This window comes from Pseudomonas sp. Y24-6, from assembly GCF_020295325.1.
GTDB classification, from domain to species: Bacteria; Pseudomonadota; Gammaproteobacteria; order Pseudomonadales; family Pseudomonadaceae; genus Aquipseudomonas; species Aquipseudomonas gregormendelii.
Genome location: NZ_JACBXG010000019.1, coordinates 1 through 23,121, shown reverse-complemented (window position 1 = coordinate 23,121; position 23,121 = coordinate 1). Strand labels below are relative to the sequence as shown.

General features: G+C 60.4%; 26 protein-coding genes. 17 read left to right on the top strand and 9 right to left on the bottom strand.

Features of this window, described 5'->3' with window-relative positions:
- Positions 1-117 precede the first annotated feature (117 nt).
- The 3 genes from maiA to hmgA are packed head-to-tail and all read right to left on the bottom strand — an operon-like array spanning position 118 to position 3,384.
- Entirely contained in the window at positions 118-753 is a 636-nt protein-coding gene (gene maiA, locus HYI44_RS26650) for a maleylacetoacetate isomerase (RefSeq protein ID WP_122837553.1), read from the bottom strand.
- Between the two features lie 12 nt (positions 754-765).
- The gene (gene fahA, locus HYI44_RS26645) at positions 766-2,070 is read right to left on the bottom strand and encodes a fumarylacetoacetase (protein ID WP_122837552.1); all 1,305 of its coding nucleotides are present in this window, start codon (positions 2,068-2,070) and stop codon (positions 766-768) included.
- A gap of 3 nt (positions 2,071-2,073) precedes the next feature.
- A complete protein-coding gene (gene hmgA / locus HYI44_RS26640; protein ID WP_122837551.1) occupies positions 2,074-3,384 on the bottom strand; it encodes a homogentisate 1,2-dioxygenase in 1,311 nt (436 codons plus the stop codon).
- 164 nt (positions 3,385-3,548) lie between these two features.
- On the opposite strand from hmgA, the gene HYI44_RS26635 reads away from it, so the two are divergent.
- Positions 3,549-4,340, top strand: a complete 792-nt coding sequence (locus HYI44_RS26635) for an IclR family transcriptional regulator (RefSeq protein ID WP_225570939.1) — start codon at positions 3,549-3,551, stop codon at positions 4,338-4,340.
- Positions 4,341-4,397: 57 nt separating this feature from the next.
- On the top strand, positions 4,398-4,721 hold the full coding sequence (locus HYI44_RS26630; RefSeq protein WP_225570938.1) for a hypothetical protein: 324 nt from the start codon (positions 4,398-4,400) through the stop codon (positions 4,719-4,721).
- 168 nt (positions 4,722-4,889) lie between these two features.
- Here HYI44_RS26630 and HYI44_RS26625 read toward each other — a convergent pair whose 3' ends face one another.
- The 4 genes from HYI44_RS26625 to HYI44_RS26610 all read right to left on the bottom strand — a co-directional run bounded on the left by HYI44_RS26625 (position 4,890) and on the right by HYI44_RS26610 (position 8,219).
- Positions 4,890-5,801: an SDR family oxidoreductase gene (locus HYI44_RS26625; RefSeq protein ID WP_225570937.1), complete on the bottom strand. Its 912-nt coding sequence runs from the start codon at positions 5,799-5,801 to the stop codon at positions 4,890-4,892.
- 175 nt (positions 5,802-5,976) lie between these two features.
- Positions 5,977-6,879 carry an alpha/beta fold hydrolase gene (locus HYI44_RS26620; RefSeq protein WP_122837548.1) on the bottom strand — a complete coding sequence of 301 codons (903 nt, stop codon included), beginning with the start codon at positions 6,877-6,879 and terminating at the stop codon, positions 5,977-5,979.
- Positions 6,879-7,661, bottom strand: a complete 783-nt coding sequence (locus HYI44_RS26615) for a class II aldolase/adducin family protein (RefSeq protein WP_122837547.1) — start codon at positions 7,659-7,661, stop codon at positions 6,879-6,881. The genes HYI44_RS26620 and HYI44_RS26615 overlap by 1 nt, the downstream gene beginning before the upstream one ends.
- Before the next feature lie 102 nt (positions 7,662-7,763).
- On the bottom strand, positions 7,764-8,219 hold the full coding sequence (locus HYI44_RS26610) for a flavodoxin (RefSeq protein WP_122837546.1): 456 nt from the start codon (positions 8,217-8,219) through the stop codon (positions 7,764-7,766).
- A gap of 102 nt (positions 8,220-8,321) precedes the next feature.
- Between HYI44_RS26610 and HYI44_RS26605 the strand changes: the two genes are divergently transcribed.
- Both HYI44_RS26605 and HYI44_RS26600 read left to right on the top strand, forming a co-directional pair.
- Positions 8,322-8,780: a PAS domain-containing protein gene (locus tag HYI44_RS26605; protein WP_122837545.1), complete on the top strand. Its 459-nt coding sequence runs from the start codon at positions 8,322-8,324 to the stop codon at positions 8,778-8,780.
- A 72-nt stretch (positions 8,781-8,852) separates the two neighbouring features.
- Positions 8,853-9,458 carry a hypothetical protein gene (locus tag HYI44_RS26600; protein WP_122837544.1) on the top strand — a complete coding sequence of 202 codons (606 nt, stop codon included), beginning with the start codon at positions 8,853-8,855 and terminating at the stop codon, positions 9,456-9,458.
- Between the two features lies 1 nt (position 9,459).
- Here the strand turns inward: HYI44_RS26600 and HYI44_RS26595 are convergent, their stop codons facing one another.
- Positions 9,460-10,419 (bottom strand): MerR family transcriptional regulator, encoded by a 960-nt coding sequence (locus HYI44_RS26595; RefSeq protein ID WP_225570936.1) that lies wholly within the window; start codon positions 10,417-10,419, stop codon positions 9,460-9,462.
- Between the two features lie 211 nt (positions 10,420-10,630).
- Here HYI44_RS26595 and HYI44_RS26590 point away from each other — a divergent pair, with 211 nt between their 5' ends.
- The 11 genes from HYI44_RS26590 (at position 10,631) to HYI44_RS26540 (ending at position 19,580) form a co-directional block, all read left to right on the top strand.
- Positions 10,631-11,200, top strand: coding sequence for an antibiotic biosynthesis monooxygenase (locus HYI44_RS26590; RefSeq protein ID WP_225570935.1), 570 nt, complete (start codon positions 10,631-10,633; stop codon positions 11,198-11,200).
- Positions 11,201-11,432: 232 nt separating this feature from the next.
- The gene (folM, locus tag HYI44_RS26585) at positions 11,433-12,143 is read left to right on the top strand and encodes a dihydromonapterin reductase (protein WP_225570934.1); all 711 of its coding nucleotides are present in this window, start codon (positions 11,433-11,435) and stop codon (positions 12,141-12,143) included.
- A gap of 22 nt (positions 12,144-12,165) precedes the next feature.
- Positions 12,166-12,741, top strand: a complete 576-nt coding sequence (gene folE / locus HYI44_RS26580) for a GTP cyclohydrolase I FolE (RefSeq protein ID WP_225570933.1) — start codon at positions 12,166-12,168, stop codon at positions 12,739-12,741.
- A 2-nt stretch (positions 12,742-12,743) separates the two neighbouring features.
- A complete protein-coding gene (gene folX, locus HYI44_RS26575; protein ID WP_045061421.1) occupies positions 12,744-13,115 on the top strand; it encodes a dihydroneopterin triphosphate 2'-epimerase in 372 nt (123 codons plus the stop codon).
- A gap of 96 nt (positions 13,116-13,211) precedes the next feature.
- A complete protein-coding gene (locus HYI44_RS26570; RefSeq protein WP_007944633.1) occupies positions 13,212-13,508 on the top strand; it encodes a DUF1244 domain-containing protein in 297 nt (98 codons plus the stop codon).
- Positions 13,501-13,839 (top strand): HopJ type III effector protein, encoded by a 339-nt coding sequence (locus HYI44_RS26565; RefSeq protein WP_225570932.1) that lies wholly within the window; start codon positions 13,501-13,503, stop codon positions 13,837-13,839. Before HYI44_RS26570 ends, HYI44_RS26565 begins: the two co-directional genes overlap by 8 nt.
- A 166-nt stretch (positions 13,840-14,005) precedes the next feature.
- On the top strand, positions 14,006-15,256 hold the full coding sequence (locus HYI44_RS26560) for an aspartate aminotransferase family protein (RefSeq protein WP_225570931.1): 1,251 nt from the start codon (positions 14,006-14,008) through the stop codon (positions 15,254-15,256).
- Positions 15,257-15,483: 227 nt separating this feature from the next.
- Complete coding sequence (locus tag HYI44_RS26555; protein ID WP_122837537.1) at positions 15,484-16,458, top strand: amino acid ABC transporter permease; 975 nt, start codon at positions 15,484-15,486, stop codon at positions 16,456-16,458.
- A gap of 6 nt (positions 16,459-16,464) precedes the next feature.
- On the top strand, positions 16,465-17,256 hold the full coding sequence (locus tag HYI44_RS26550) for an amino acid ABC transporter ATP-binding protein (RefSeq protein ID WP_274610155.1): 792 nt from the start codon (positions 16,465-16,467) through the stop codon (positions 17,254-17,256).
- 45 nt (positions 17,257-17,301) lie between these two features.
- A complete protein-coding gene (locus tag HYI44_RS26545; protein WP_225570930.1) occupies positions 17,302-18,135 on the top strand; it encodes a transporter substrate-binding domain-containing protein in 834 nt (277 codons plus the stop codon).
- A 161-nt stretch (positions 18,136-18,296) separates the two neighbouring features.
- The gene (locus HYI44_RS26540; protein WP_225570929.1) at positions 18,297-19,580 is read left to right on the top strand and encodes an NAD(P)/FAD-dependent oxidoreductase; all 1,284 of its coding nucleotides are present in this window, start codon (positions 18,297-18,299) and stop codon (positions 19,578-19,580) included.
- Between the two features lie 185 nt (positions 19,581-19,765).
- Here the strand turns inward: HYI44_RS26540 and trxB are convergent, their stop codons facing one another.
- Entirely contained in the window at positions 19,766-20,728 is a 963-nt protein-coding gene (gene trxB / locus HYI44_RS26530; RefSeq protein WP_122837533.1) for a thioredoxin-disulfide reductase, read from the bottom strand.
- Positions 20,729-21,040: 312 nt separating this feature from the next.
- On the opposite strand from trxB, the gene cysZ reads away from it, so the two are divergent.
- Both cysZ and HYI44_RS26520 read left to right on the top strand, forming a co-directional pair.
- Positions 21,041-21,793: a sulfate transporter CysZ gene (gene cysZ, locus HYI44_RS26525; RefSeq protein WP_122837532.1), complete on the top strand. Its 753-nt coding sequence runs from the start codon at positions 21,041-21,043 to the stop codon at positions 21,791-21,793.
- Between the two features lie 39 nt (positions 21,794-21,832).
- A complete protein-coding gene (locus HYI44_RS26520) occupies positions 21,833-23,032 on the top strand; it encodes a glycosyltransferase family 4 protein (protein WP_225570928.1) in 1,200 nt (399 codons plus the stop codon).
- Positions 23,033-23,121 lie beyond the last annotated feature (89 nt).

Here is a 23,121-nt window from a genome sequence, read left to right as displayed (position 1 = left end):
AGTAAAGCTTGCTCGCGAGGGCGGTGTGTCAGTAGACATTGATGTTGAATGACACAACGCCATCGCGAGCAAGCTGTGCTCCCACAGGTTGCCGGATGTTTATATTGGCGTGTGCAGTCAGGGAGTGTCCGGCTGATTGGCCGGGTGTGCCTTGATGAATGCCGGGTGAGCCGCTGCCAGCGCCGCCACTCGACGAATCCGCGGCCAGGCCTGCGGGGAGATGTTGAAGCGCTCAGCCGCATACAGCTGCGGTATCAGATAAACATCCGCCACCCCAGGTTGCGATCCGAAACAGTACCCCTGGTCACCAATCAACTGTTCCACGGCCCCAAGCCCCTGACTGATCCAGTGCCCGATCCACTCGACTACCTGCTGTTCATCGTGACCCAACTGCCGAAGCCTATTGAGCACGCTGACATTATGCAGCGGGTGCACATCGCAGCCGATCAGCGCCGCGACTCCGCGCTCATGGGCGCGAGCGACCAGATCGGTGGCCAACAGCGGCACCTGTGGATAACGTTCCTCGAGGTACTCAATGATCGCGGGCGACTGGATCAACAGATCGCCTTCATCCGTGCGCAAGGCCGGCACGCGGCCTTGCGGGTTGATGCCCAGATACGGCGCCTGGCGGTGCTCGCCCCCCGCCGGCGCGATCAGATTGACCGGCAGCGCCTGATAGTCCAGGCCCTTGAGTGCCAGGGCAATCCGCACCCGGAAGGACGATGTCGAACGGTAATAGGTAAAGAGTTCCATCGGCCGATCCTCTTAACGCGCCGGCAGCACTTTGCCGCGGCACTCGCCAAATCCGATGGAGGCAAACCCGTCCCGGCTGCAACGGGCGCGCAGGATGATCTCGTCACCGTCCTCGAGGAATTTACGCACCTCACCACTCGCCAGTTCAATCGGCTTTTTCCCGCCTTCGGTGATTTCCAGCAGGCTGCCGAACTGACCGTTCTTCGGGCCGGACAAAGTGCCCGAACCGAACAGGTCGCCCGCCTGCAACTGACAGCCGTTGACACTGTGATGCGCCACCATCTGCGCCACGGTCCAGTACATGTGCCGGGTGTTGCTCAGGGTCAGGCGATGGGCCGGCAGATTCTGCTCGCGCATTGTTTCGGTGAGCAGCAGGACTTCCAGTTCAATGTCGAAAGCCCCGGCGGCCTGGTCACGCGGGTCGTACAGATACTGCAGCGGTTGCGGATCGCCTTGGGGACGTGCGGGCTGGGCACGGCGGAACGGCTCCAGTGCTTCAGCCGTCACCACCCAGGGCGAGATGCTGGTGATGAAACTTTTCGACAGGAATGGCCCCAGTGGCTGGTACTCCCACGCCTGGATGTCCCGCGCCGACCAATCGTTGAGCAGGCAGAAACCGGCGATGTGATCGGCGGCGTCAGCGATGGCGATCGAGTCGCCCATTTCGTTGCCCTGGCCGATCCAGATGCCCAGTTCCAACTCGTAGTCCAGCCGTGCGCACGGACCGAACACCGGCTCGGCCTGGCCGGCCGGCAGGGTCTGGCCTTTGGGGCGGCGAACGTCGGTACCGGAGGGGCGAATGGTCGAGGCGCGACCGTGGTAGCCGATTGGCACGTACTTGTAGTTCGGCAGCAGCGGGTTGTCCGGGCGGAACAGTTTGCCGACGTTTTGCGCATGCTCGATGCCCACGTAGAAGTCGGTGTAATCGCTGATTTTCGCCGGCAGGTGCATCACGCAGTTTGCCGCCAGCGGCAGCAACCTGGCGCCCTGGGCTTCGATTTTGCCGTGCAGGGTGCTGCCTTCTGCCAGCAACTGCAGCAGCCGCTCACGCAACGCCTTGCGCGCTGGCGTACCGGCCTGGAAAAAAGTATTCAGTTGCCCGCCGCAGGTGGCCTCGGCCGCCGCTTTGGCATCGCCTTCGAACAGGCCGGCATCCAGCGCCGCTTCCAGATCGAAGATGTGATCGCCGATGGCCACGCCACTGCGCGGTGCCCCGCCGTCGATGCTGAACACGCCCAGTGGCAAGTTCTGCAACGGAAAATCGACATGGCCGTTGGCCGAAGCAACCCAGCTGCGAGTAGTGGAAGTCTGAGTCATGGGTTATCTCCGGGTCGGGTCGAAAGTGGCGGGCAGCGTGGCCCAGCAAGTGTCGTAGTTTTTCTGTAATTGCGGGCACTCCAGGGCGAACCGGCTCGGGCGCAGGACCTGGCAGGTTTCGAACATGAAGGCCATGGTGTTATCGATTTTCGCCGGCGCCAGTTCAGCGTTGATTGCCCGGGTGCAGGTTTCGCCGTCGGGCCCATGGGCGCTCATACAGCTGTGCAGGGACGCACCGCCCGGCACGAAACCTTCGGCCTTGGCGTCGTACTCGCCCTTGATCAGCCCCATGAATTCATTCATCAGGTTGCGGTGGAACCAGGGCGGACGGAAGGTGTTCTCGGCCACCATCCAGCGTGGCGGAAAGATCACGAAGTCGAGATTGGCCAGGCCGTGGGTGCTGGTGGGCGATGTCAGGACGGTAAAGATGGAGGGGTCCGGATGATCGAAACTGACGGTGCCGATGGTGTTGAACCGGCGCAGATCATATTTGTACGGCACGTTGTTGCCGTGCCAGGCGACCACGTTAAGCGGCGAATGATCGAGCTCGCAGCCCCACAGCTGGCCGAGGAATTTCTGCACCAGCGTGGTCGGCTGCTGGAGGTTTTCATAATGCGCGACCGGCGCCAGGAAGTCGCGAGGGTTGGCCAGGCCGTTGCTGCCAATAGGCCCGAGGTCCGGAAGGCGCAGCGGCGCCCCATGGTTTTCGGCAATGTAGCCACGGGCCTGCGGGTCCAGCAATTCGACGCGAAATTTCATGCCCCGGGGCAGCACGGCGATCTCCAGCGGCTCCAGCTCCAGCACCCCCAGCTCGGTGGCGATGCGCAGGCGACCCCTCTCGGGGACCAGCAGCAACTCACCGTCAGCATTGAAAAACACGCGCTCCATGGAGCGGTTTGCACGGTAGCTGTAGATGCTGATGCCGGACGGTTTTTCCGCCGCTGAGTTGGCCACCATGCTGACCAGCCCGTCGACGAAGTCGGTCGGCTCATCCGGCATGTCCAGCGGGTTCCAGCGCAGGCGATTAGGGGTCACCTCACCCAGCGGGCCGCCCGCCAGTTGGCGTTCAAGCTTGACGAACGCGGGATGATTGGCCGAGGGCTGGATGCGATACATCCACGTGCGCCGCGACTCGGCGCGGGCCATGGTGAAGGCCGTGCCAGACAGCAGTTCGGTGTACAGCCCGTACGGGGCTTTCTGCGGAGAGTTCTGCCCGATCGGCAAGGCGCCAGGCAGGGCTTCGCTGCTGAATTGGTTACCGAAACCGGACTGGTAGGCAGGCCCGGCTGCGGACGCGGTTGAATCGAGGTTCATGGAGCCTCCTGAACAGGGAGCAGGCCGTGGCCAGTCCTGCTTTGCAGAAATCTCGGCACGCCCGGGTTATTTTTATCGTAATTCGATTACGCATAACGTAATTTGATTGGTTTCTACCGTCAAGCTATAAAGACGCCCATTCGTAACAGGATCAGATCGCCTTCATGGAAACGCCGCGTAGCAACGACAAGCAGAAAGTCCGCTCGGCCGAGGTCGGCACCGACATCCTCAAGGCGCTCGCCGAGTTGTCGCCTTCGACTTCGCTGTCACGCCTGGCCGAACATGTGCAGATGCCGGCGAGCAAAGTGCATCGCTACCTGCAGGCGTTGATCGCCAGTGGTTTTGCCGAACAGAACTCCGCGACCAACCATTACGGCCTGGGCCGTGAAGCCCTTCGCGTGGGCCTGGCAGCCCTGAACAGTATGGACGTGCTGAAAGTCGGCGCGCTGCCCCTGGCCGACTTGCGCGACGAACTGAACGAAACCTGTTTCCTGGCGGTGTGGGGCAACCAGGGCGCGACGGTTGTGCACATTGAACCCGCGATTCGTGCCGTCACGGTGGTGACTCAACTGGGATCGGTGCTGCCACTGCTCAGTTCGTCCACCGGCCTGGTATTTGGTGCCTACTTGCCCAAGCGCGAAACCGTGGATCTGCGCGAGATAGAGCTACAGGCAGGCAAGCCCCACCCGCTGGCGGACGACCAGGCCTACGCGACGCTGTGTGAACGCATCCGCGACCGCGGCCTGCATCACGTGCACGGGTTATTGATGCCCGGCGTGGATGCATTGTCGGCGCCGGTGTTCAACGCCGTGGGCCAGGTGGTGGCGGTAATGACCATTGTCGGCCCGGCGTCGTTGTTCCACGCCGATGAAGACGGCCCCGCAGCGCAGCGATTGCTGGCCGCTACCCGCGCCGTCAGCTGGCGCATGGGCTTTGAGCCCGCCCCTGCCCAGTGACCTCAGGATGAGGCAACAGACTGACTGCTGACCTGAAACCGCACGCCAAGGTAAACGGTGTCGGCGATCTGCCGTTGCTGCATCAAGCGCTCCGCATCGCGCAGCAGCACGAACGCCTGGGCGTCATCCGCCAAAAAAGATGGCAGCCTGAGCGCCCAGGACTTCGCGCGGGGTATGCGCGAGGTGGATGGGGCGGTATCAGGGGCGTGGATGCGCCGCGCATGCACTGTTGCCGATGCTGCAACAGTGCATGTCGGTAATCGCTATTTTTCCTTTGGGAACAAGGCTTTATTCTGGGCGGGCTTTCAGGGGAACAGGCTGGAGGCGCGGATCGATGGCGGTGTGTTGTTGTCCACGGCATCGTTGACCAGATTCAGATGAATCGAAGTTTTTTCGGTTCGTTGCACCCTGTACACAGACGTTGATTTGTAGCTCCTTAATCGAACGTCTTACTTTGGCCGCTGCGTTTGCAGCGGCCTTTTTTATGGGCGTTTTTGTGGGAGCAACGCTTTGCTCCCCCAGGTGTGGCCACAGAGAAAAAACCTGCGTTTACAACGAGTACTTCTGCAAATTCCCCATCATCTCCTTCAGCGCGTCGATATTATCCTTGGGATGCGCGGCCCCCTCGAAATCACAAATCTGCTGCCAATTCGCCGCCACATCTTCCGGCGAGAATCCCGCCCGCGGATCAAACCCGACGCCCAGGCTGCGTTCCCAGCGAACTTTGCCCATCCAGCCACCCCCTACCTCGAACAGCCCTGAAGTTTCCTGGCAGTTTTCACTGGCGAGGTACACCACCAGCGGGCTGACCAGCTCGGGCTTGAGTTGTTCGAACACTTGCGGCGGGATAAGGCCTTCGGTCATGCGGGTGCCGCCGGTGGGGGCGATGGCGTTGACCAGAATATTGTTCTTGCGACCTTCAATGGCCAATGTGCGGGTCAGGCCGTAGAGGCCGAGTTTGGCCATGCCGTAGTTGGACTGGCCGAAGTTGCCGTAAATGCCGGAAGTCGACGCAGTGAAGATCACCCGGCCGTAGTTTAGCTCGCGCATATGCGGCCAGGCCGCGCGGGTCACCTTGTAGGCGCCCTCGACGTGGACGCGGTAGACCAGGTCCCAATCGGCGTCTTCCATTTTGTGGAAGGTTTTGTCGCGCAGGATCCCGGCGTTATTGACGACTACATCGACCCGGCCGAAGGCGTCCATGGCGTGCTGGACGATTTTGTCGCCGTCAGTGACGGAGTCGTGGTTGGCTTCGGCGATGCCGCCCGCTTCGCGAATTTGCGCGACCACTCGATCAGCCGCCGAAGCGTTGGCGCCCTCCCCCTGGGCCGAACCTCCCAGGTCGTTAACCAGAACCTTCGCGCCCTGACTGGCGAACAGCAACGCGTGGGCGCGACCGAGGCCGCCGCCGGCACCGGTAATGATCACGACTTTATCTTCGAAGCGCACAGACTCACTCATGGGGGACAACTCCAGGCCAAAGGGACATGGGCCCGAGTGTCAGGCACGGGGCTGCGGGTCACAATGAAAACGGCTGGGGCTGAATAGTGCTCGATAAGGCAGGGGGATGATGCGTTAAAGCTCGCAGCCTTCGGCAGTTCCTGCAGAAACGCAGTCAGCGATATTTACCGCAGATTTACGAACAGGCGACCTTGCGCGGCAGTAACACGCAATTGTCGCGGAACGCCAGGTAGTGCTTGAGCACCTGCGCAGGCGCTTCGATTTGTGGATAGTGACCAATACCGGGCAGCACGACCGTATCGGGGTTGGGTATCAGCTGGCGATAGCGTTCGACCATGTGGCCCCCGGAAATGGGATCGGCCTCGCCATCGATCACCCGCATGGGCACTTCGTTGCGTTGCATGGCGGCGACCCAGCGATCACGCTGCGCGCGGCGCTCGGGAATGTAGCCAATGAGTTTGTGCATGATGCGCGGGCCACGGTTGCTTTCCACCAGACTCCAGAAGTCGTCCATCTCGCTCTCGCTCGGGCCACTGTGAGGGCCGAAGACATGCCGGAAGCTCTTCACCAGCGCGTCTCGGTTAAAGGCCCGCCCGATCATCCAGCCCAAGGGGCTGAGCAGCAGTTTCTGTACCAGCAAGGCACGATGGGTTTCAGGAAACAGGCCGCCATTGAGAAATACGCAGCTGGCCAGCTCGATGCGCGTCTCGTGGTGCCGCGCCAACAGTTCCTGGGCAACGCTGTCACCGTAATCGTGGGCAAGCACATGCACCGGGTCTGCGACTTGCAGGTGCGCGAGCAGCGCTTGCTGCAAGTCGGCTTGCTCCAGCAGGCTGTAGTCATGCTGGGCGGGCTTGGCAGAATCACCGAAGCCGAGCATGTCGCAGGCAATCACCCGGTAACGCTGGGCCAGTGGCTGCCACAGGCAATGCCAGTCCCAACTGGCGGTGGGGAAACCATGGATGAGCAGCAACGGCTCACCCTGCCCCGCCGTCCAGTAACGGATGTGCTGGCCACGGAAAATGAAAGTCTGGCCGCGTTTGCGCCAAACGCACAGCGGAATCTCGGCGAGTGCCATCAGAGTTTATAACCCGGGTCGAATTGATCGAGTTTGCGCAGCAACGCTGGCCAGGCCAGTGCGCCACCCATCCCTTGAGCACTTTTGGTCACACCCGCAATCATCGCCTTGGCCCCGGCCAGAATCTGCGGCTCGATGGCGATCAACTCGGCACCACCGTTTTGCGCCAGCACCTGGATATCGCAGGCGCGCTGGAAAATGAACATCATCAGGAAGGTATCGGCGATGCTGCTGCCACAGGTCAGCAGCCCATGGTTGTGCAGCACCAGGAAATTGTTCTGGCCCAGGTCGGCTTGCAGTCGCGCTTTCTCCTCATGGTTGAGCGCGACACCTTCGTAAGCGTGATAGCCCAGGCTGGACAAGACGAACAGCGACTGCTGGCTGATCGGCAAAACGCCCTGCTTCTGCGCCGACACCGCGACACCGGCCGCCGTATGGGTGTGCAGCACGCACACCACGTCGTGACGCACTTCATGCACGGCGCTGTGGATGGTGTAACCCGCCGGATTGATCTCGTAGGGGCTGTCCATCAACTTGTTGCCGGCCTGATCGACCTTGACCAGGCTCGATGCAGTGATCTCGTGAAACATCAGCCCGTAAGGGTTGATTAGAAAATCTTCAGTACCAGGCACTTTGGCAGAAATGTGCGTGAAGATCAGGTCATCCCAGCCATGCTGGGCGACCAGCCGATAACAGGCGGCCAGATCAACGCGAGCCTGCCATTCGGCGGCGCTGACCTGATCTTTGACGTCAGGCGGTGACGAGACGGGGGCTACGCTCACGACAAGGAACTCCTGTTCTTATTGTTTTGCACGTGACAGCAGTCTAGTCAGCCTCCGGGATTCGCGTAGTTGCATTGGCAGCCAGCTTGATGGCCGAGCGAGTCAGTTACGTAACGCCTCCACCAGTTCTGCCAGCCAGGGCTCGGCATCGGTTTCCGGGGTCACGCTCTCGCTGGCGTCCAGGCGTAGCATCGGCAGTACTTCTCGAACGCCCAGCTCGCCGAACAGTTCACGCATCAGCTCACCGCCGCCGCAAAAAGTATCGCCGTAGCTCGCATCGCCAAGGCCGATGACCGCACCCGGCAGACCGCGCCAGGCCGCAGGCAACTGGTCGCGAATGGCGAAATACAGTGGCTGCAGGTTGTCTGGCAGCTCGCCCATGCCGGTGGTCGAGGTCACTGCGAGCAAGGCTTCGGGGCCGAAATCCTGAACGTCTGCAAGCGTTGCCCGAGGGTTGTGCCAGGTGTCGAAACCGGCCTCCTTCAAAATGCCTGCCGCGTGACGAGCGACTTCTTCGGCAGAACCGTAAACCGAGCCGGAAAAAATGGCGACTTTCATCAATCTGATCCTAATGCTGAGTAAATAAGGAGGATATTACCAGCAGGCCCCCAATGGTTTCTTTTAGAATGCGAAGGTCAATCAGACAGGAAAGGATTCTCAATGATCAACGCCCAGCTGCTGCAACTGGTCATCAACGCCTCCAACGACGGTATCGTGATTGCCGAAAAAGAAGGCGATCGAGACAGCATCCTGATTTATGTAAACCCGGCATTTGAACGCATGACGGGCTATTCCAGCGAGGAAGTCCTGTACCAGGATTGCCGCTTCCTGCAGTCCGGCGACCGTGACCAGGACGCATTGGCGGTCATTCGCGAGACCTTGAGCAAAGGTGGCTCATGCCGGGAAACGCTGCGCAATTACCGCAAGGATGGCTCGCCCTTCTGGAACGAGCTGTCGCTTTCCACGGTAAAAAACGCAAGCGACGGTATAACGTACTTCGTTGGCGTGCAGAAAGACGTCAGCACTCAGGTCAAGGCGCAGCAGCGAGTTGCCCAGCTTGAGGCTCAATTGGCTGAACTCCAGGCCGAGCTTGCCGCGCTGAAAGCGACGAACGGTTAAAACAAAAAGGCGAATTAATTGTCATTAACTACAATCACCGATGACTTTGTAACTATTTCTTTCGAGTAGATCATGCAACGCGACGCGCTCCTGACGCAGGATGAGCTGGATTTTATCCAGACCATGCAACACAACCCGCAACTGAACATGCGGGATGCGACGTCGAGCCTGTTGGTAAATGGTGGTTCGCAAATCCGTGATCTGCTCACGCGCCTGGCTGCGCACGAGCAAGTCACCATCCAGGCCAATTTCGAAAACCAGCAGATGACTTTTCCGTTGCACCTGGTCGAAGACGAATTCCATGCGCTGCACCTGCGCCTTGGCGTGCCCAGCATCTATGAAGACGGGCCGATGGTCAGGCCTTGGCGCCTGGTGCTCGAGGAACCGGTGGCACTGGAAAACGCCAACGGCCAGCCAGGTACCCTGTGGGTGCATGAGGTGTCGTTCAAAGGTGTACTGCTGGAAGTGCGCAACAAGACCAAACCGCCGAAACACTTCGCCTTGTGGTTCAGCCCGTCCGGCTATGAACGGATCGCGTTGCGCGGAACATTCGAGAAAGAAACCGAAAGCGGCTTTTTTGCTTATCAGTTAAGTCAGAGCGACAAGGACGAAACCGAGCGGCTGCGCCAGTTCATCCTTCAGCAACATCGCCTGACCCACCCCGCCCTGCACCTCTGATCTACGTATCGAGATTGCCCGCCAGAAACTGTTTCAGGCGCTGGCGCATCACTACGCCTTCACTGCCCAGGCAACCGATCGACGACTCGGCCAGGCTTTCTTGCGCCAGGTCAGACGCATCACCGGCCAGGAATAACTGACAATCCAGGCTCAGGGCCAGACGATTCAAACGTCGAGGAAAGTCGGCAGCCGGCGCGTGATTGGACACCAGTACCAGTGCCTGCGGCTTGACCCGCTCGCAGACCAGGGTGAGTTCGTCAAAAGGCTGGCCGATCGACAGGAACTGAATGGCCGAGTCGACATGGCCGAGATACAGCGCCGTCACCAGTACCTCAAGCTCACGGGCCTGGTCGCCCAAGGCGCAGACAATCACCCGGCGCGGTTGCATGACGCGCATCAGTTGCAGGCGCTGCAACACCCGGGAGCGCAGGAAACCGTCGAGAAATAGCCATTCGCTGGTTTGCCCGAACCCATCATGGCGCAGCAGCAACTGTTGCCATAGCGGCATGAGGATGTCCTGAAAGACCACCGCCAGTGGATAACTCGAAAAGATCTGGCCGTAGATCTGCTCCAGCAGCACTTCATCAAAACCACCGACCGCCGCCTGCACTTGCTGCTGCCACTGGGTATAGTCGGCGAGCACCAGTTCGTCAGGGATGATTTTCGCCAGGGCCTGGAGGGGCTCGGCCTTGGCCAGGATCTTGCCGACCTTGCTGACCGCTACACCGCGCTCGATCCAGCCGAGGATACTGCGGACCTTTTCGATATCGGCCATGGAGTACAGCCGATGCCCGCTTTCGGTGCGCGTGGGCTGAAGCAGCCCATAACGGCGCTCCCAGGCTCGGAGGGTCACCGGATTGATTCCGGTCAGGCGCGAGACCTCCCGAATGGGAAACAGGTCTTCGCGCTCCAGCGAACGGGCTTGCAGCGTAGAAGGAGCGATGTCAGTCAATACAGGCATTTCGCGGCCCACGTCCGTGTATGAATCGGTACTTATCTTAACTCCCCTGCCCCACGACCACTCAAGAAATTCATGAATGACCGAAGGCGCTGGTGAATTATGCAGAATCAGGAATAATCCTTGCTTGATTCAACGCGCAGTCCATTACCCCGGTGCTGCGCCTGGCGAATCTCCTACCCGGAGAGACGCATTTGTCTTACGGAGATACACAATGTCTACTTCCCCCGTCACGCTGATGGTTGCGCGTCGAGTCGCCGATGGGCGCTATCAGGACCTGATGGACTGGCTGCGCGAAGGCGAACAGCTGGCCACCGACTTCAAGGGTTATCTTGGCTCCGGCGTGCTTGCTCCGCCGCCCGGCGATAACGAATTCCAGATCATCTTCCGCTTCGCCGACGAGCAAACCATGCACGCCTGGGAGCACTCCGCCTCGCGTACAGCCTGGCTGGCGCGTGGCAGCGACCTGTTTGCCCACCCCAAGGAGCATCGGGTCAGCGGCATTGAAGGCTGGTTCGGCGCCGCAGGCGCACGTCCGCCGCGCTGGAAACAGGCGGTGGCTATCTGGCTGGCGTTCTTCCCGGTGTCGTTGTTGTTCAACTTTTTGCTGGAACCGTTGCTGGGCGAGCTGAGCCTGTTGCCCCGGGTGCTGGTCAGTACGCTGTGCCTGACGCCGTTGATGGTTTATTTCTTTATTCCGCTGTCGACGCGAGTCCTGGCGGGATGGCTGAGTGGTAATGCTGCCCGGCGGGTGGCGGTGAAGGCGTCTGCGCAGAATCATTGAAGCCACCACCACTGCGAGGTAGGAGCGAGCTCGCTCGCGATGGTCGCCAACGATGACGCGGGGCAACAGGGTGGCTGTCGCGACCTGCCGACCATCGCGAGCAAGCTTTGCTCCCACAGTGCTCAGTTCGCAGTACTGAATCCCTCAATCCTCAATCCTTGAGTCCACAGGACGGAGGTAGATCCACCCCGGCGCTGGTATAGTTTGGCTCTTACCGCAAAGCGAGCCCGACATGACCTCTTGCGCAGCCCCAATCCTCATCACCGGTGCCGGCCAGCGAGTCGGCCTGCACTGTGCGCAGCGATTGCTCGAGGAAGGTCAGCCGGTCATCTTCAGCTATCGCAGCGAACGCCCCGGTGTGCAGGCCCTGCGCGATCTGGGCGCCACGGCGGTGTTCGCCGACTTCTCCAGCGAAGCCGGGATTCTCGCCTTCATCGCCGAACTGAAAACCCACACCGACAGCCTGCGGGCCATCGTGCATAACGCCTCCGAATGGCTGGCTGAAACCCCAGACACCGACGCGCTTGCCTTCACCCGCATGTTCAATGTACACATGCTGGCGCCCTACCTGATCAACCTGCATTGCGCCGACCTGCTTGAACGCTCGAGCCCGGCAGACATCGTGCACATCAGTGACGACGTGACGCGCAAGGGCAGCAGCCGCCACATCGGCTATTGTGCGAGCAAAGCCGGCCTCGACAGCCTGACGCTGTCCTTCGCCGCGAGGTACGCGCCGGCCATCAAGGTCAACGGCATTGCGCCGGCCCTGCTACTGTTCAACCCTGAAGACGACGCAGCGTACCGCGCCAAGGCCCTGGCCAAGTCCGCGCTGGGGATTGAACCCGGTAGCGAAGTGGTTTATCAAAGCCTGCGCTACCTGCTCGACAACCCTTATGTCACCGGCACGACCCTGACCGTCAACGGCGGACGGCACGTCAAATAGACGGCCCCCGCGAGGATGTTCCATGACTCTAACGCTACCCCGCAACGCCCTGTCCCAGAGCTATCGCGAGATCCTCATCGGCATTGGTGAAAACCCCGACCGTGAAGGCCTCATCGATACTCCGGCGCGGGCGGCCAAGGCCATGCAGTACCTCTGCCATGGCTATGAACAGAGTGTCGAGGACATCGTCAACGGCGCGCTGTTTTCCTCGGATACCGACGAGATGATCATCGTTGCCGACATCGAGCTGTACTCGTTGTGCGAACATCACCTGCTGCCCTTCATCGGCAAGGCCCATGTGGCTTATATTCCGACTGGCAAGGTGCTGGGCCTGTCGAAGATCGCGCGGCTGGTGGACATGTTCGCCCGCCGCCTGCAGATCCAGGAAAACCTCACCCGGCAAATCGCCGATGCGGTGCAAGCGGTGACCGATGCCGCCGGCGTCGCGGTCGTTATCGAAGCACGGCACATGTGCATGATGATGCGCGGCGTCGAGAAACAGAACTCGACCATGAACACTTCGGTGATGCTCGGTGCCTTTCGCGAGTCGAGCAATACCCGCCAGGAGTTCCTGCAATTGATTGGACGGAGCAAGTAGCAATGCCACAACTTCAGCCAGGAATGGCACGCATCCGGGTCAAGGACCTGTGTCTGCGCACCTTCATCGGAATCAACGAGGACGAGATCCTCAACAAACAGGACGTGCTGATCAACCTGACGATCCTGTACGCGGCCCAGGAAGCGGTGCGCGACAACGACATTGATCACGCGCTGAACTACCGCACCATCACCAAGGCGATCATCGCTCACGTGGAGGGTAATCGCTTCGCGCTGCTCGAACGCCTGACCCAGGAAATCCTCGATCTGGTGATGCTCAACGAATCGGTGCTGTACGCCGAGGTCGAAGTGGACAAGCCACACGCACTGCGCTTCGCCGAGTCGGTATCAATAACGCTTGCAGCCAGCCGCTAGCTGCAAGTTGCAGACTTGAAGCGGTAAACTGCGAGCCAACGCCATCCACTTTTTACAGCTTGAAGCGTGCCGCCTGCAGCTGTCTCAGAGATCCCTATGACCGATCAACAACGCCTCGAACTCGAAGCCGCCGCTTTCCGCCGGCTGGTGGCGCATCTCGATAGCCGCAAGGATGTGCAGAACATCGACCTGATGAATCTCTCCGGGTTCTGCCGTAACTGCCTGTCCAAGTGGTACAAAGCGGCCGCCGATGAACGCCAGATCGACGTCAGCCTCGATGACGCCCGCGAAGTCGTGTACGGCATGCCGTACGCCGAGTGGAAAGCCCAATACCAGCAAGAAGCCAGCGCCGAACAACAGGCGGCGTTCGCCAAAGGAAAACCCAATGAGTGACTTGAATACCCTGCGCGCCAGCCTGCAGAGCGGCGAACACGTTTTTGCCGACACCCTGGCCTTTATCGCAGCGGGCTACGACTACCAACCCCAGGCCTTCAGCAACGGCGGCGTGGACAACGCTGCCGGCCAGAACGAAGGCTCGTGCAAGACCCTGGGCCTGGCGCTGCTGGAAGGCCTGAGCGATGAAGAGGCTCTGCTGGCGTTCGGTGAACATTACCGTTCGGTGCTGGCGACGCCCGAGGGCAGCGATCATGGCAATATCCGGGCGTTGATTACCCACGGGCTGGCGGGTGTGAAGTTCAGTGCGCAGCCGCTGACTCGTCGTTGACCTAACAGCAAAAGCAAAAGCAAAAGATCGTCCGAACGGACGATCTTTTGATCTTCAAAAACATCCCGACTTTTAAGATTGACCCGGCGACTTTATTTCGTTTGCCCGCCACCACCGCTCACGGCTTAGATAAAAAGAAGCATCCCTTCTTCAGAGTCGGTCACCCATGAGCAGCGAAAGCATCAGCCGTTCGATCAACGTGGTTCATCCCGTCACCCTCAGCCATGGCAAAAATGCCGAGGTCTGGGACACCGAGGGCAAGCGCTACATCGACTTCGTCGGTGGTATCGGCGTGCTCAACCTCGGTCATTGCCACCCGCGCATCGTCGAAGCCATTCGCGATCAGGCCGCACGGCTGACCCATTACGCATTCAACGCCGCCCCACACCAGCCCTACATCGATTTGATGGAGCGCCTCAGCGCCTTCATCCCCGTCGACTACCCGGTCAGCGGAATGCTCACCAACAGTGGCGCAGAAGCCGCAGAAAACGCCTTGAAGATCGTCCGTGGCGCCACCGGGCGTAGCGCCGTGATTGCTTTCGACGGCGCGTTTCACGGCCGTACCCTGGCCACCCTCAACCTCAACGGTAAAGTCGCGCCCTACAAACAAAAAGTTGGCCTGCTGCCCGGGCCTGTTTACCACTTGCCCTATCCGAGCCACGACAATGGCGTGACCTGCGCTGAAGCCCTCAAAGCCATGGACCGTCTGTTCAGCGTGGAAATCGACATTGCTGACGTCGCCTGTTTCATCTTCGAACCGGTGCAGGGCGAAGCGGGCTTTCTCGCGATGGACCCGGCGTTCGCCCAGGCGCTGCGACGTTTGTGCGATGACAAGGGTATTGTGCTGATCGCCGACGAGATCCAGTCGGGCTTTGGCCGTACCGGCCAGCGCTTCGGCTTTTCGCGCCTTGGCATCGAGCCGGACCTGATTCTGCTGGGCAAAAGCATCGCCGGCGGAGTGCCACTGGGCGCGGTGGTCGGGCGCAAGGAGCTGCTGGACGTACTGCCCAAGGGCGGGCTGGGTGGCACCTATTCCGGCAACCCCATTGCCTGCGCGGCTGCGCTGGCGACCCTTGACGAAATGACCGACGCCCGACTGCACAGCTGGGGTGCGCAGCAGGAAGAAGCCATCGTCAGCCGCTATCAGTCCTGGCACACCCGCCAGCTGTCGCCCTTCCTCGGGCGCCTGACCGGTGTCGGCGCCATGCGCGGCATCGAGCTGACTCATCCTGACGGCACGCCGGCTGCCGCGCAGCTCACCCAATTGCTGGCCCTGGCCCGGGATGCCGGCTTGTTGCTGATGCCCAGTGGCAAGTCGCGCCACATCATCAGGCTGCTGGCGCCGTTGACCACCGAGGCCGCCGTGCTGGAGGAAGGCCTGGACATCCTCGAGTCCTGCCTGGCACAACTGACCTGATGGCAAAATGAGCTCAGGGACTGACGTAGCGAATTATGGTCGCTTGCAGTCCCTGAATTTGCGTCGCAATACTCATCGAAGACACCTGATTTCGAACTGTAGGCGCCGGATTGCCGGCGATGGCGTACTTGAAATCGTCATCACCGGCACACCGGCTCCTACAGTTCAAATCCTGACCAACCCCACTTTATCAGCGAGATCATCACCATTTAAACGCCGAGGCATGCATGTATCACGACAATATAATTTATAAGAAGAAGTCCAACGATCCTCAATTCCTGCTCGGCGTAGCCGTTGTACTGTTCCTCGGCGCCTACCTGATGAACCTGGGCAACAGCGCCCTCGGTAACGTTCTGCATCCACTGCTGGGCAATGCCCCCGACAGCCTGACTACCCGCAACATCGCCATCGGCCTGGCCATCGCCGCGCTGGGGACGCTGAACTTCCACATCCTCGGACGCCTCAAGTTCAAGGTGCAGACCACGGTGGTCTGGATTGAACTGCTGATCCTGTTCCTCGCGTTCTTCGACACCTTCGACCTGTCCTACAGCTTCATCCTCGACAAGGTCGGTTTCCTGGTCGTCCAGGGCGCCGCCACCACGCTGTACATTTCGGCGGTGGCGATCGTGATTGCCTTCGTGCTGGCGTTGATCGGCGCAGTCGCCAAGCTGTCGAACAACGGTCTGGCCAACGCCCTCGCTTCGTTCTACACCTCGTTCTTTCGCGGCGTGCCTTTGCTGATCCAGATCTACCTGATCTACCTCGGCCTGCCGCAGCTGGGGTATGTGGTCGACGCAGTCCCGGCGGGCATCCTCGCCTTGTCGCTGTGCTACGGCGCTTACATGACCGAGATTTTCCGCGCCGGCATCCAGAGCATTCCGGTGGGTCAGTGGGAAGCCTCCCGGGCGCTGAATATCAGCCCGTTCAAGACCTTGAGCCGGGTGATCATGCCCCAGGCGCTGCGCGTGATTATCCCGCCCACCGGCAACCAGTTCATCGCCATGCTCAAGGACAGCTCCCTGGTTTCGGTGATCGGCGTGTGGGAGTTGATGTACCTGGCCAAGACCCAGGGCCGTGCGGACTTCCGCCACCTGGAAATGCTGATCACCGCCGCGATGATCTACTGGGCGCTGTCGTTCATTCTCGAGCGGGTGCAGGCGCGAATCGAAAAACGGGTGAACCGATCCACGGCAAGAGGTTGATGGCTGATGACTCTCACCAGTACCGCAGAACGTCTCGACCTGGCCCCTGCTGCGCCAGCCAATCCCTCGATGATTTCCATCACCGGCCTGAACAAGTGGTACGGCAATTTTCATGCGCTACGCGATGTCGACCTGAACGTCGCCACCGGTGAAATCCTGGTGGTGTGCGGGCCCTCGGGCTCGGGCAAGTCGACGATGATTCGCTGCATCAACCATCTGGAAAATTTCCAGAAAGGCCAGATCAAGGTCAACGGCATCCTCCTCACCAGCGAGGCAGAAAGTGTCAGCGCCGTGCGCAGTGAAATCGGCATGGTGTTCCAGAGCTTCAACCTGTTCCCGCACCTCAGCGTGATGGACAACCTGACCCTGGCGCCGCAACTGGTGCAAGGCGTGTCGGCTGGGGAGGCGAAGAAGCGCGCGCAGGTGTACCTGGAGCGGGTGCGCATTGCCGAGCATGCCGACAAATACCCGTCGCAACTATCCGGCGGCCAGCAGCAGCGAGTGGCGATTGCCAGGGCGTTGTGCATGAATCCCAAAGTGATGCTGTTCGATGAACCGACCTCGGCCCTGGACCCGGAAATGGTCCATGAAGTACTGGACGTGATGGGCGAACTGGCCACCGACGGCATGACCATGATCTGCGTCACCCATGAAATGGGCTTTGCCAGCAAGGTCGCCGACCGCGTGCTGTTCATGGATCAGGGGCAGGTTATCGAACAGGCCACCCCGGCCGAATTTTTCAATAACCCGCAGACCGAACGTGCGCAGAAATTCCTATCGCAGATCATCGGTCACTGAACACCGCTTCGCCCTTCATAACAATAACGAGACATGGAGATGGACATGGTCAGAAGTAAACGCGTACTCACCCTCGCCGCCGCAATGTCGCTGTTGTTTGTCGGCGCCGCCCATGCCGGCGCGGTGCTGGACAAGATCCAGAGCAGCAAGACGATGACCGTTGCCACGTCGGCCACCTGGCCGCCACAGGGCTTCATCAACGACAAGAATGAAATCGATGGCTTCGATATCGATGTCTCGAAAGAAATCGCCAAGCGCCTGGGCGTCGAGGTCAAGTTCATCACGCCCGATTGGGACGTGATCACCGCCGGCAAGTGGAACGGACGCTGGGACATGTCCGTGGGCTCGATGACGGCAACCAAAAGCCGCGCGCGCATCCTCGACTTCCCGGGCACTTATTACTACGTGCCTTACGTGTTTGCCGTGCATGACAAGTCCACGGTCACGGACCACAAAGCCTTGAACGGCAAGACGATCGGCGTTGAAGGGGGCACCACTTCCGAGGACTTCCTCAACCAGGCATTGGCCATCGAAACCAGCGATGTGCCGCCCGTGGTGTACGACGTCAAGACCGAAAAAATGAAGACCTACGCCGGTTCCGTCGGGCCGCTGGACGACCTGCGCCTGGGCGATGGCGCTCGTCTGGACGCCATCCTTACCCAGCGCAGCACCCTGGATGCGGCGGTCAAAAAAGGCTACCCGCTACGCGCCGTGGACAACGTCGTCGCTTTCTATGAGCCGCTGGCAGTGGCTACCGACAAGGGTGATCCGGAGTTGAAGGCCAAGCTGGGCACCATCATCGACGAGATGCACAAGGACGGCACGCTGACGAAATTGTCGACCAAGTGGTACGGCGTCGATTACTCGACCGTCAAGTAACCCGTTTCCCTTGTAGGAGCGAGCTCGCTCGCGATGGGCGTCAACGATAACGCGGGCAGCCTGAATGAACGCGGTGTCCATGGTTTCTCGCGAGCAAGCTCGCTCCTACAGGGTTGAATGTGTGCGTGCATGTGCAGTCAACTATTTCCAAGGATCGACCCATGTCCTTCCCCAACACCTGGTACTCCCAAACCTCGCTGCCCCGCGCGGCCAGGCCTGAACTCAATACCGATGAGAACTGTGACGTGTGCATCATCGGTGCCGGCATCGCCGGCCTCACCGCGGCCCTGGAGCTGACCCGACGCGGCAAAAGGGTGATCGTACTGGAAGCCCACCAGGTGGCCTGGGGCGCATCCGGACGCAATGGTGGGGTGGTCTCGCCAGGCTGGGCTGAAGGCTCGGGGGCCATTCGCAAAAAGCTCGGGCTGGATCAGGCCAGGGCACTGTTTCAGATGTCAGTCGAAGGCGTACAGATCGTGCGTCATAATATCGCCGAATTGGCGCTGGGCGGTTGCGAGCCGTCCGCCGGCACGATTCGGGTCAAGCGCTACGACGACGGCGCTGGCGTCAAGTCTCACATCGAGACGATGCGCCGCGACTTCGGCTACGAGCTCAATTACCTCGACACCGCACAGATTCGCCAGCGGGCTCACACCCAACGTTACTTCCAGGGCGTAGAAGACCCGAACGCCCTGCATTTTCACCCGCTCAATTACTGCCTGGGCCTGGCACTGGCGATTGAAGCGGCGGGCGGCAAGATTCACGAACACTCGAAAATGCTGGCCTGGCATCACGCAGGTACGGACAAGTTGATCCGCACGGCTCGCGGCAGCGTACGCTGCCAGCACCTGGTGTTCTGCGCGGGCGGCTACGGTGGCCCGGAACTGCAGAAGCTCAGTCGCGCCTACCTGCCAATTGCCACTTACGTGGTACTGACAGAGCACCTGGGCGATTCGATCAAATCGGTGCTCGATTCCGGCGCAGCGTTCTCCGATGACCGTCGGGCTTCGGATTATTATCGGGTAGTGGAAGGCGATCGCCTGCTCTGGGGCGGACGCATCACCACCCGTAATGAACAGAACGAACAGGCCCTGGCCGCCATGCTCAAGGCAGACATGGTCTCGGTCTACCCACAGCTGGCCCCGGTGAAAATCGAACTGGCCTGGTCCGGGCTGATGGGCTATTCAACCAACAAGATGCCCAACCTCGGGTTGCTGGAACCGGGTGTCTGGGCCTGTACTTCATTTGGCGGGCACGGGTTGAATACCGGCTCGATCGGCGGCCGCGTCATCGCTGAGGCGGTGTGCGGGGAAAGCCGGCGGTATGAGCTGTTCAAACCCTACTTGCTGGACTGGAACGGCGGGCTTTTTGGGCGGGTCGCGGCGAATGCGATTTATCAGTCGTTGAAGGTGATGGATTTCGTGCAGGAACGAATCAAGGGTTGAGCCTGTAAAGCATCTCACTGTAGGAGCAAGCTTGCTCGCGATGGACCTCAACGATGATGTGGGCTTGCTGGATAAACGTGTCGCATGGAGGTTTTTCGTGAGCAAGCTCGCTCCTACAGTTGGGTGTTGACAGGATCCAAGAACAAAAAAAACCGGCCGAAGCCGGTTTTTTCATTTCAACGCTCTCAGAACTTGGCGTTCTGCAGGTCGTCCAGGTAGCGCTCGGCATCCAGTGCCGCCATGCAGCCGGCACCGGCGGAGGTGATGGCCTGGCGGTAGACGTGGTCGGCCACGTCGCCAGCCGCGAAGATACCTTCGAGGTTGGTCGCTGTAGCGTTGCCTTCACGGCCGCCCTGCACCACCAGGTAACCATCTTTCATGGTCAACTGGCCTTCGAACAGCGAAGTGTTCGGCGTATGGCCGATAGCGATGAACACGCCGTCGACTTTCAGTTCGTCGAAGCTGCCGTCGTTGTTCTTCAGGCGCGCACCGGTCACGCCCATGTTGTCGCCCAGCACTTCGTCGAGCGTCGAGTTCAGCTTCAGCACGATCTTGCCTTCGGCAACGCGAGCGTTCAGCTTGTCGATCAGGATCTTCTCGGCGCGGAAGGTTTCGCGACGGTGGACCAGGGTCACGGTGCTGGCGATGTTGGCCAGGTACAGCGCTTCTTCCACCGCAGTGTTGCCACCGCCCACTACCGCCACTGGCTTGTTGCGGTAGAAGAAACCGTCGCAGGTAGCGCAGGCCGAAACGCCCTTGCCCATGAACGCTTCTTCCGACGGCAGGCCCAGGTAACGAGCGCTGGCGCCAGTGGCGATGATCAGAGCGTCGCAGGTGTAAGTCCCACTGTCGCCAGTCAGGCTGTAAGGCTTGGAAGCAAAGTCCACGGCATTGATGTGATCGAAGACGATCTCGGTCTCGAAGCGCTCGGCGTGTTCTTTCATACGTTCCATCAACGCCGGGCCGGTCAGGCCGTGGACATCGCCCGGCCAGTTGTCGACTTCGGTGGTGGTGGTCAGCTGACCGCCAGCCTGCATGCCGGTGATCAGCAGTGGCTTGAGGTTGGCACGGGCGGCATAGACCGCTGCGCTGTAACCGGCAGGGCCGGAACCAAGAATAATCACTCGCGAATGACGGACTTCAGACATGACCTGCTCCTGTTGACCGGCCCAAACAACTGGCGCGGAACGCCGGATTGTCGGCGGGAATTAAAAAGGACCGTTGAAAGCACTTGGGGAAGGCTTGGGCTCGACAGTCCTGTAAAAAGAATGGGTGCAGCTTATCGAGGGGGCGAAGATTAAGGAAATACGCAATAACAATCCAGCTCATAGGTGGTCTCTATCCGGTACCGCGACTGTATAGACTAATTTGTTAAAGCTGATGTCGTGGCTGCCACGGCGCTTTCGCCTCCCGGGCAAAGCCGGTAAGGTCGGCGCGTTTCCCCTAGCTCGGAGCCCCTTATGCCCGCCCCCGTTCTCTCTGGCCCGCAATACCTGCGTGAAGGCCTCAAGCTGGTCCTGAGCCCCGGCCTGCGTCTGTTCGTGCTGTTGCCGCTGATGATCAACCTGATACTGTTCGTCGGATTGATCTACCTGGCCAGCCATCAGTTCAGCCTGTGGGTTGATACGCTGATGCCATCATTACCCGAGTGGCTGAGTTTCCTCAGTTATATCCTGTGGCCGATTTTTGTCGTGCTGGTGGTGTTGATGGTGTTTTTCACCTTCACCATGCTGGCCAACATCATCGCTGCGCCCTTTAACGGCTTCCTTGCGGAAAAAGTCGAAGTGGTGGTGCGCGGCACCGACGACTTCCCCGCTTTCAGCTGGGGTGAGCTGATCGCCATGATCCCGCGCACCCTGGCCCGGGAAATGCGCAAGCTCGGCTACTTCCTGCCCCGGGCGCTCGGGCTGTTCATCCTGTCGTTCATCCCGGTGGTCAACATCATCGCCGCGCCGTTGTGGTTGCTGTTCGGGGTGTGGATGATGGCGATCCAGTACATCGACTACCCGGCGGATAACCACAAGCTGGGCTGGAACGAGATGCTTGCCTGGCTGCGCGAAAAGCGCTGGCAGAGCATGAGTTTTGGCGGCAGTGTTTACCTGATGCTGCTGATTCCGGTGGTCAATATCCTGATGATGCCGGCGGCCGTCGCGGGCGCCACGTTGTTCTGGGTGCGTGAACGTGGCGCGGAAAACCTGGTGACCCAGCGCTGACTGTTCACAAATCCATCATTTCTCCGTCACACCGACGACATGGCCCCAGCCGACACTGGGGTCATGACGACAGCTCTGCATATCACCCTGATCACCGAAACCTTCCCTCCCGAAATCAACGGCGTGGCCAACACCCTTGGCCGCTTGTGCGACGGTTTGCGCGCGCGCGGCCATCGCGTGGAGCTGGTGCGGCCACGCCAGAATGGCGACCGGCAAATGGTGGGCGACGATGAGTTGCTGCTGTGCCGAGGCTGGCCGCTACCGGGTTATCCAGGGTTGCAGTGGGGGCAGTCGTCGATGCACAAGTTGCTGCGGCGCTGGCAGCACCATCGCCCGGATGTGCTCTACATCGCTACGGAAGGACCGCTGGGGTTGTCCGCGCTGCGCGCTGCACGCCGCCTGGGCATTGCGGTGGTCAGCGGGTTTCACACCAATTTCCAGCAGTACTCCAGCCAGTATGGCTTTGGCCTGCTGACCCGCCTGCTGACTCACTACCTGCGCTGGTTTCACAACCGTTCGAGCCTGACGCTGGTGCCCAGTGTGAGTCAGCGCATGGAGCTGGAGCGTCGGCATTTCGAGCGGTTGGCGTTACTGTCCCGCGGGGTCGACAGCCAGTTGTTTCATCCGACCCGGCGCTTGCCGACGCTGCGTGAACAGTGGGGCCTGGCCGAGCGCGACATCGCGGTGATCCATGTCGGTCGCCTGGCGCCGGAGAAGAACCTGGGCCTGCTCAAGCGGTGTTTCGATACCTTGAAGGCGAGTTATCCACAGAAGAATCTGAAACTGATCGTGATCGGTGACGGCCCGCAACGGGCTGCGCTCGAGAAGGAACTGCCACAGGCGATCTTCTGCGGTGCCCAGCGCGGGGAAGTGCTGGCCAGTCACTACGCATCTGGGGATGTGTTTCTGTTTCCGAGCATGACCGAGACCTTCGGCAATGTAGTACTGGAAGCGCTGGCTTCGGGCCTGGGCGTGGTGGCGTACGATCAAGCTGCGGCGGCCCAGCATATTCGTCATGGCTACAACGGGGTGCTGGCGATGCCTGGGGATGAAGATGCGTTTTGCGATGCGGCGGCATGGTTGCTGGAGGAGCGCGAGACGTTGCGCTGCGTGCGTCTGAACGCCAGGCAGCATGCCAGTCGCCAGGGCTGGCCGGCGATTATCGAGCAGTTTGAGGGGCAGTTGCGGGGGGCTTGTGAGGGGGAGCACGTGGTGCCAAATGCACCAACCTCACCCTGAGCCCAGGGTGACATCGAGTCAGTCATCGCCAGCAGGCTGGCTCCCACAAGGGGTCTGCGGTGTACTCAAAACCTGTTAAAGCCAGCTTG

What these genes read in the sequence shown, in the direction of transcription:
- maiA (WP_122837553.1), bottom strand. Translation starts at nt 753, where the DNA reads ATGGAACTCTTTACCTATTACCGTTCGACATCGTCCTTCCGGGTGCGG.
- fahA (WP_122837552.1), bottom strand. Translation starts at nt 2,070, where the DNA reads ATGACTCAGACTTCCACTACTCGCAGCTGGGTTGCTTCGGCCAACGGC.
- hmgA (WP_122837551.1), bottom strand. Translation starts at nt 3,384, where the DNA reads ATGAACCTCGATTCAACCGCGTCCGCAGCCGGGCCTGCCTACCAGTCC.
- HYI44_RS26635 (WP_225570939.1), top strand. Translation starts at nt 3,549, where the DNA reads ATGGAAACGCCGCGTAGCAACGACAAGCAGAAAGTCCGCTCGGCCGAG.
- HYI44_RS26625 (WP_225570937.1), bottom strand. Translation starts at nt 5,801, where the DNA reads ATGAGTGAGTCTGTGCGCTTCGAAGATAAAGTCGTGATCATTACCGGT.
- HYI44_RS26620 (WP_122837548.1), bottom strand. Translation starts at nt 6,879, where the DNA reads ATGGCACTCGCCGAGATTCCGCTGTGCGTTTGGCGCAAACGCGGCCAG.
- HYI44_RS26610 (WP_122837546.1), bottom strand. Translation starts at nt 8,219, where the DNA reads ATGAAAGTCGCCATTTTTTCCGGCTCGGTTTACGGTTCTGCCGAAGAA.
- HYI44_RS26605 (WP_122837545.1), top strand. Translation starts at nt 8,322, where the DNA reads ATGATCAACGCCCAGCTGCTGCAACTGGTCATCAACGCCTCCAACGAC.
- HYI44_RS26600 (WP_122837544.1), top strand. Translation starts at nt 8,853, where the DNA reads ATGCAACGCGACGCGCTCCTGACGCAGGATGAGCTGGATTTTATCCAG.
- HYI44_RS26595 (WP_225570936.1), bottom strand. Translation starts at nt 10,419, where the DNA reads ATGCCTGTATTGACTGACATCGCTCCTTCTACGCTGCAAGCCCGTTCG.
- HYI44_RS26590 (WP_225570935.1), top strand. Translation starts at nt 10,631, where the DNA reads ATGTCTACTTCCCCCGTCACGCTGATGGTTGCGCGTCGAGTCGCCGAT.
- folM (WP_225570934.1), top strand. Translation starts at nt 11,433, where the DNA reads ATGACCTCTTGCGCAGCCCCAATCCTCATCACCGGTGCCGGCCAGCGA.
- folE (WP_225570933.1), top strand. Translation starts at nt 12,166, where the DNA reads ATGACTCTAACGCTACCCCGCAACGCCCTGTCCCAGAGCTATCGCGAG.
- folX (WP_045061421.1), top strand. Translation starts at nt 12,744, where the DNA reads ATGCCACAACTTCAGCCAGGAATGGCACGCATCCGGGTCAAGGACCTG.
- HYI44_RS26570 (WP_007944633.1), top strand. Translation starts at nt 13,212, where the DNA reads ATGACCGATCAACAACGCCTCGAACTCGAAGCCGCCGCTTTCCGCCGG.
- HYI44_RS26565 (WP_225570932.1), top strand. Translation starts at nt 13,501, where the DNA reads ATGAGTGACTTGAATACCCTGCGCGCCAGCCTGCAGAGCGGCGAACAC.
- HYI44_RS26560 (WP_225570931.1), top strand. Translation starts at nt 14,006, where the DNA reads ATGAGCAGCGAAAGCATCAGCCGTTCGATCAACGTGGTTCATCCCGTC.
- HYI44_RS26555 (WP_122837537.1), top strand. Translation starts at nt 15,484, where the DNA reads ATGTATCACGACAATATAATTTATAAGAAGAAGTCCAACGATCCTCAA.
- HYI44_RS26550 (WP_274610155.1), top strand. Translation starts at nt 16,465, where the DNA reads ATGACTCTCACCAGTACCGCAGAACGTCTCGACCTGGCCCCTGCTGCG.
- HYI44_RS26545 (WP_225570930.1), top strand. Translation starts at nt 17,302, where the DNA reads ATGGTCAGAAGTAAACGCGTACTCACCCTCGCCGCCGCAATGTCGCTG.
- HYI44_RS26540 (WP_225570929.1), top strand. Translation starts at nt 18,297, where the DNA reads ATGTCCTTCCCCAACACCTGGTACTCCCAAACCTCGCTGCCCCGCGCG.
- trxB (WP_122837533.1), bottom strand. Translation starts at nt 20,728, where the DNA reads ATGTCTGAAGTCCGTCATTCGCGAGTGATTATTCTTGGTTCCGGCCCT.
- cysZ (WP_122837532.1), top strand. Translation starts at nt 21,041, where the DNA reads ATGCCCGCCCCCGTTCTCTCTGGCCCGCAATACCTGCGTGAAGGCCTC.
- HYI44_RS26520 (WP_225570928.1), top strand. Translation starts at nt 21,833, where the DNA reads ATGGCCCCAGCCGACACTGGGGTCATGACGACAGCTCTGCATATCACC.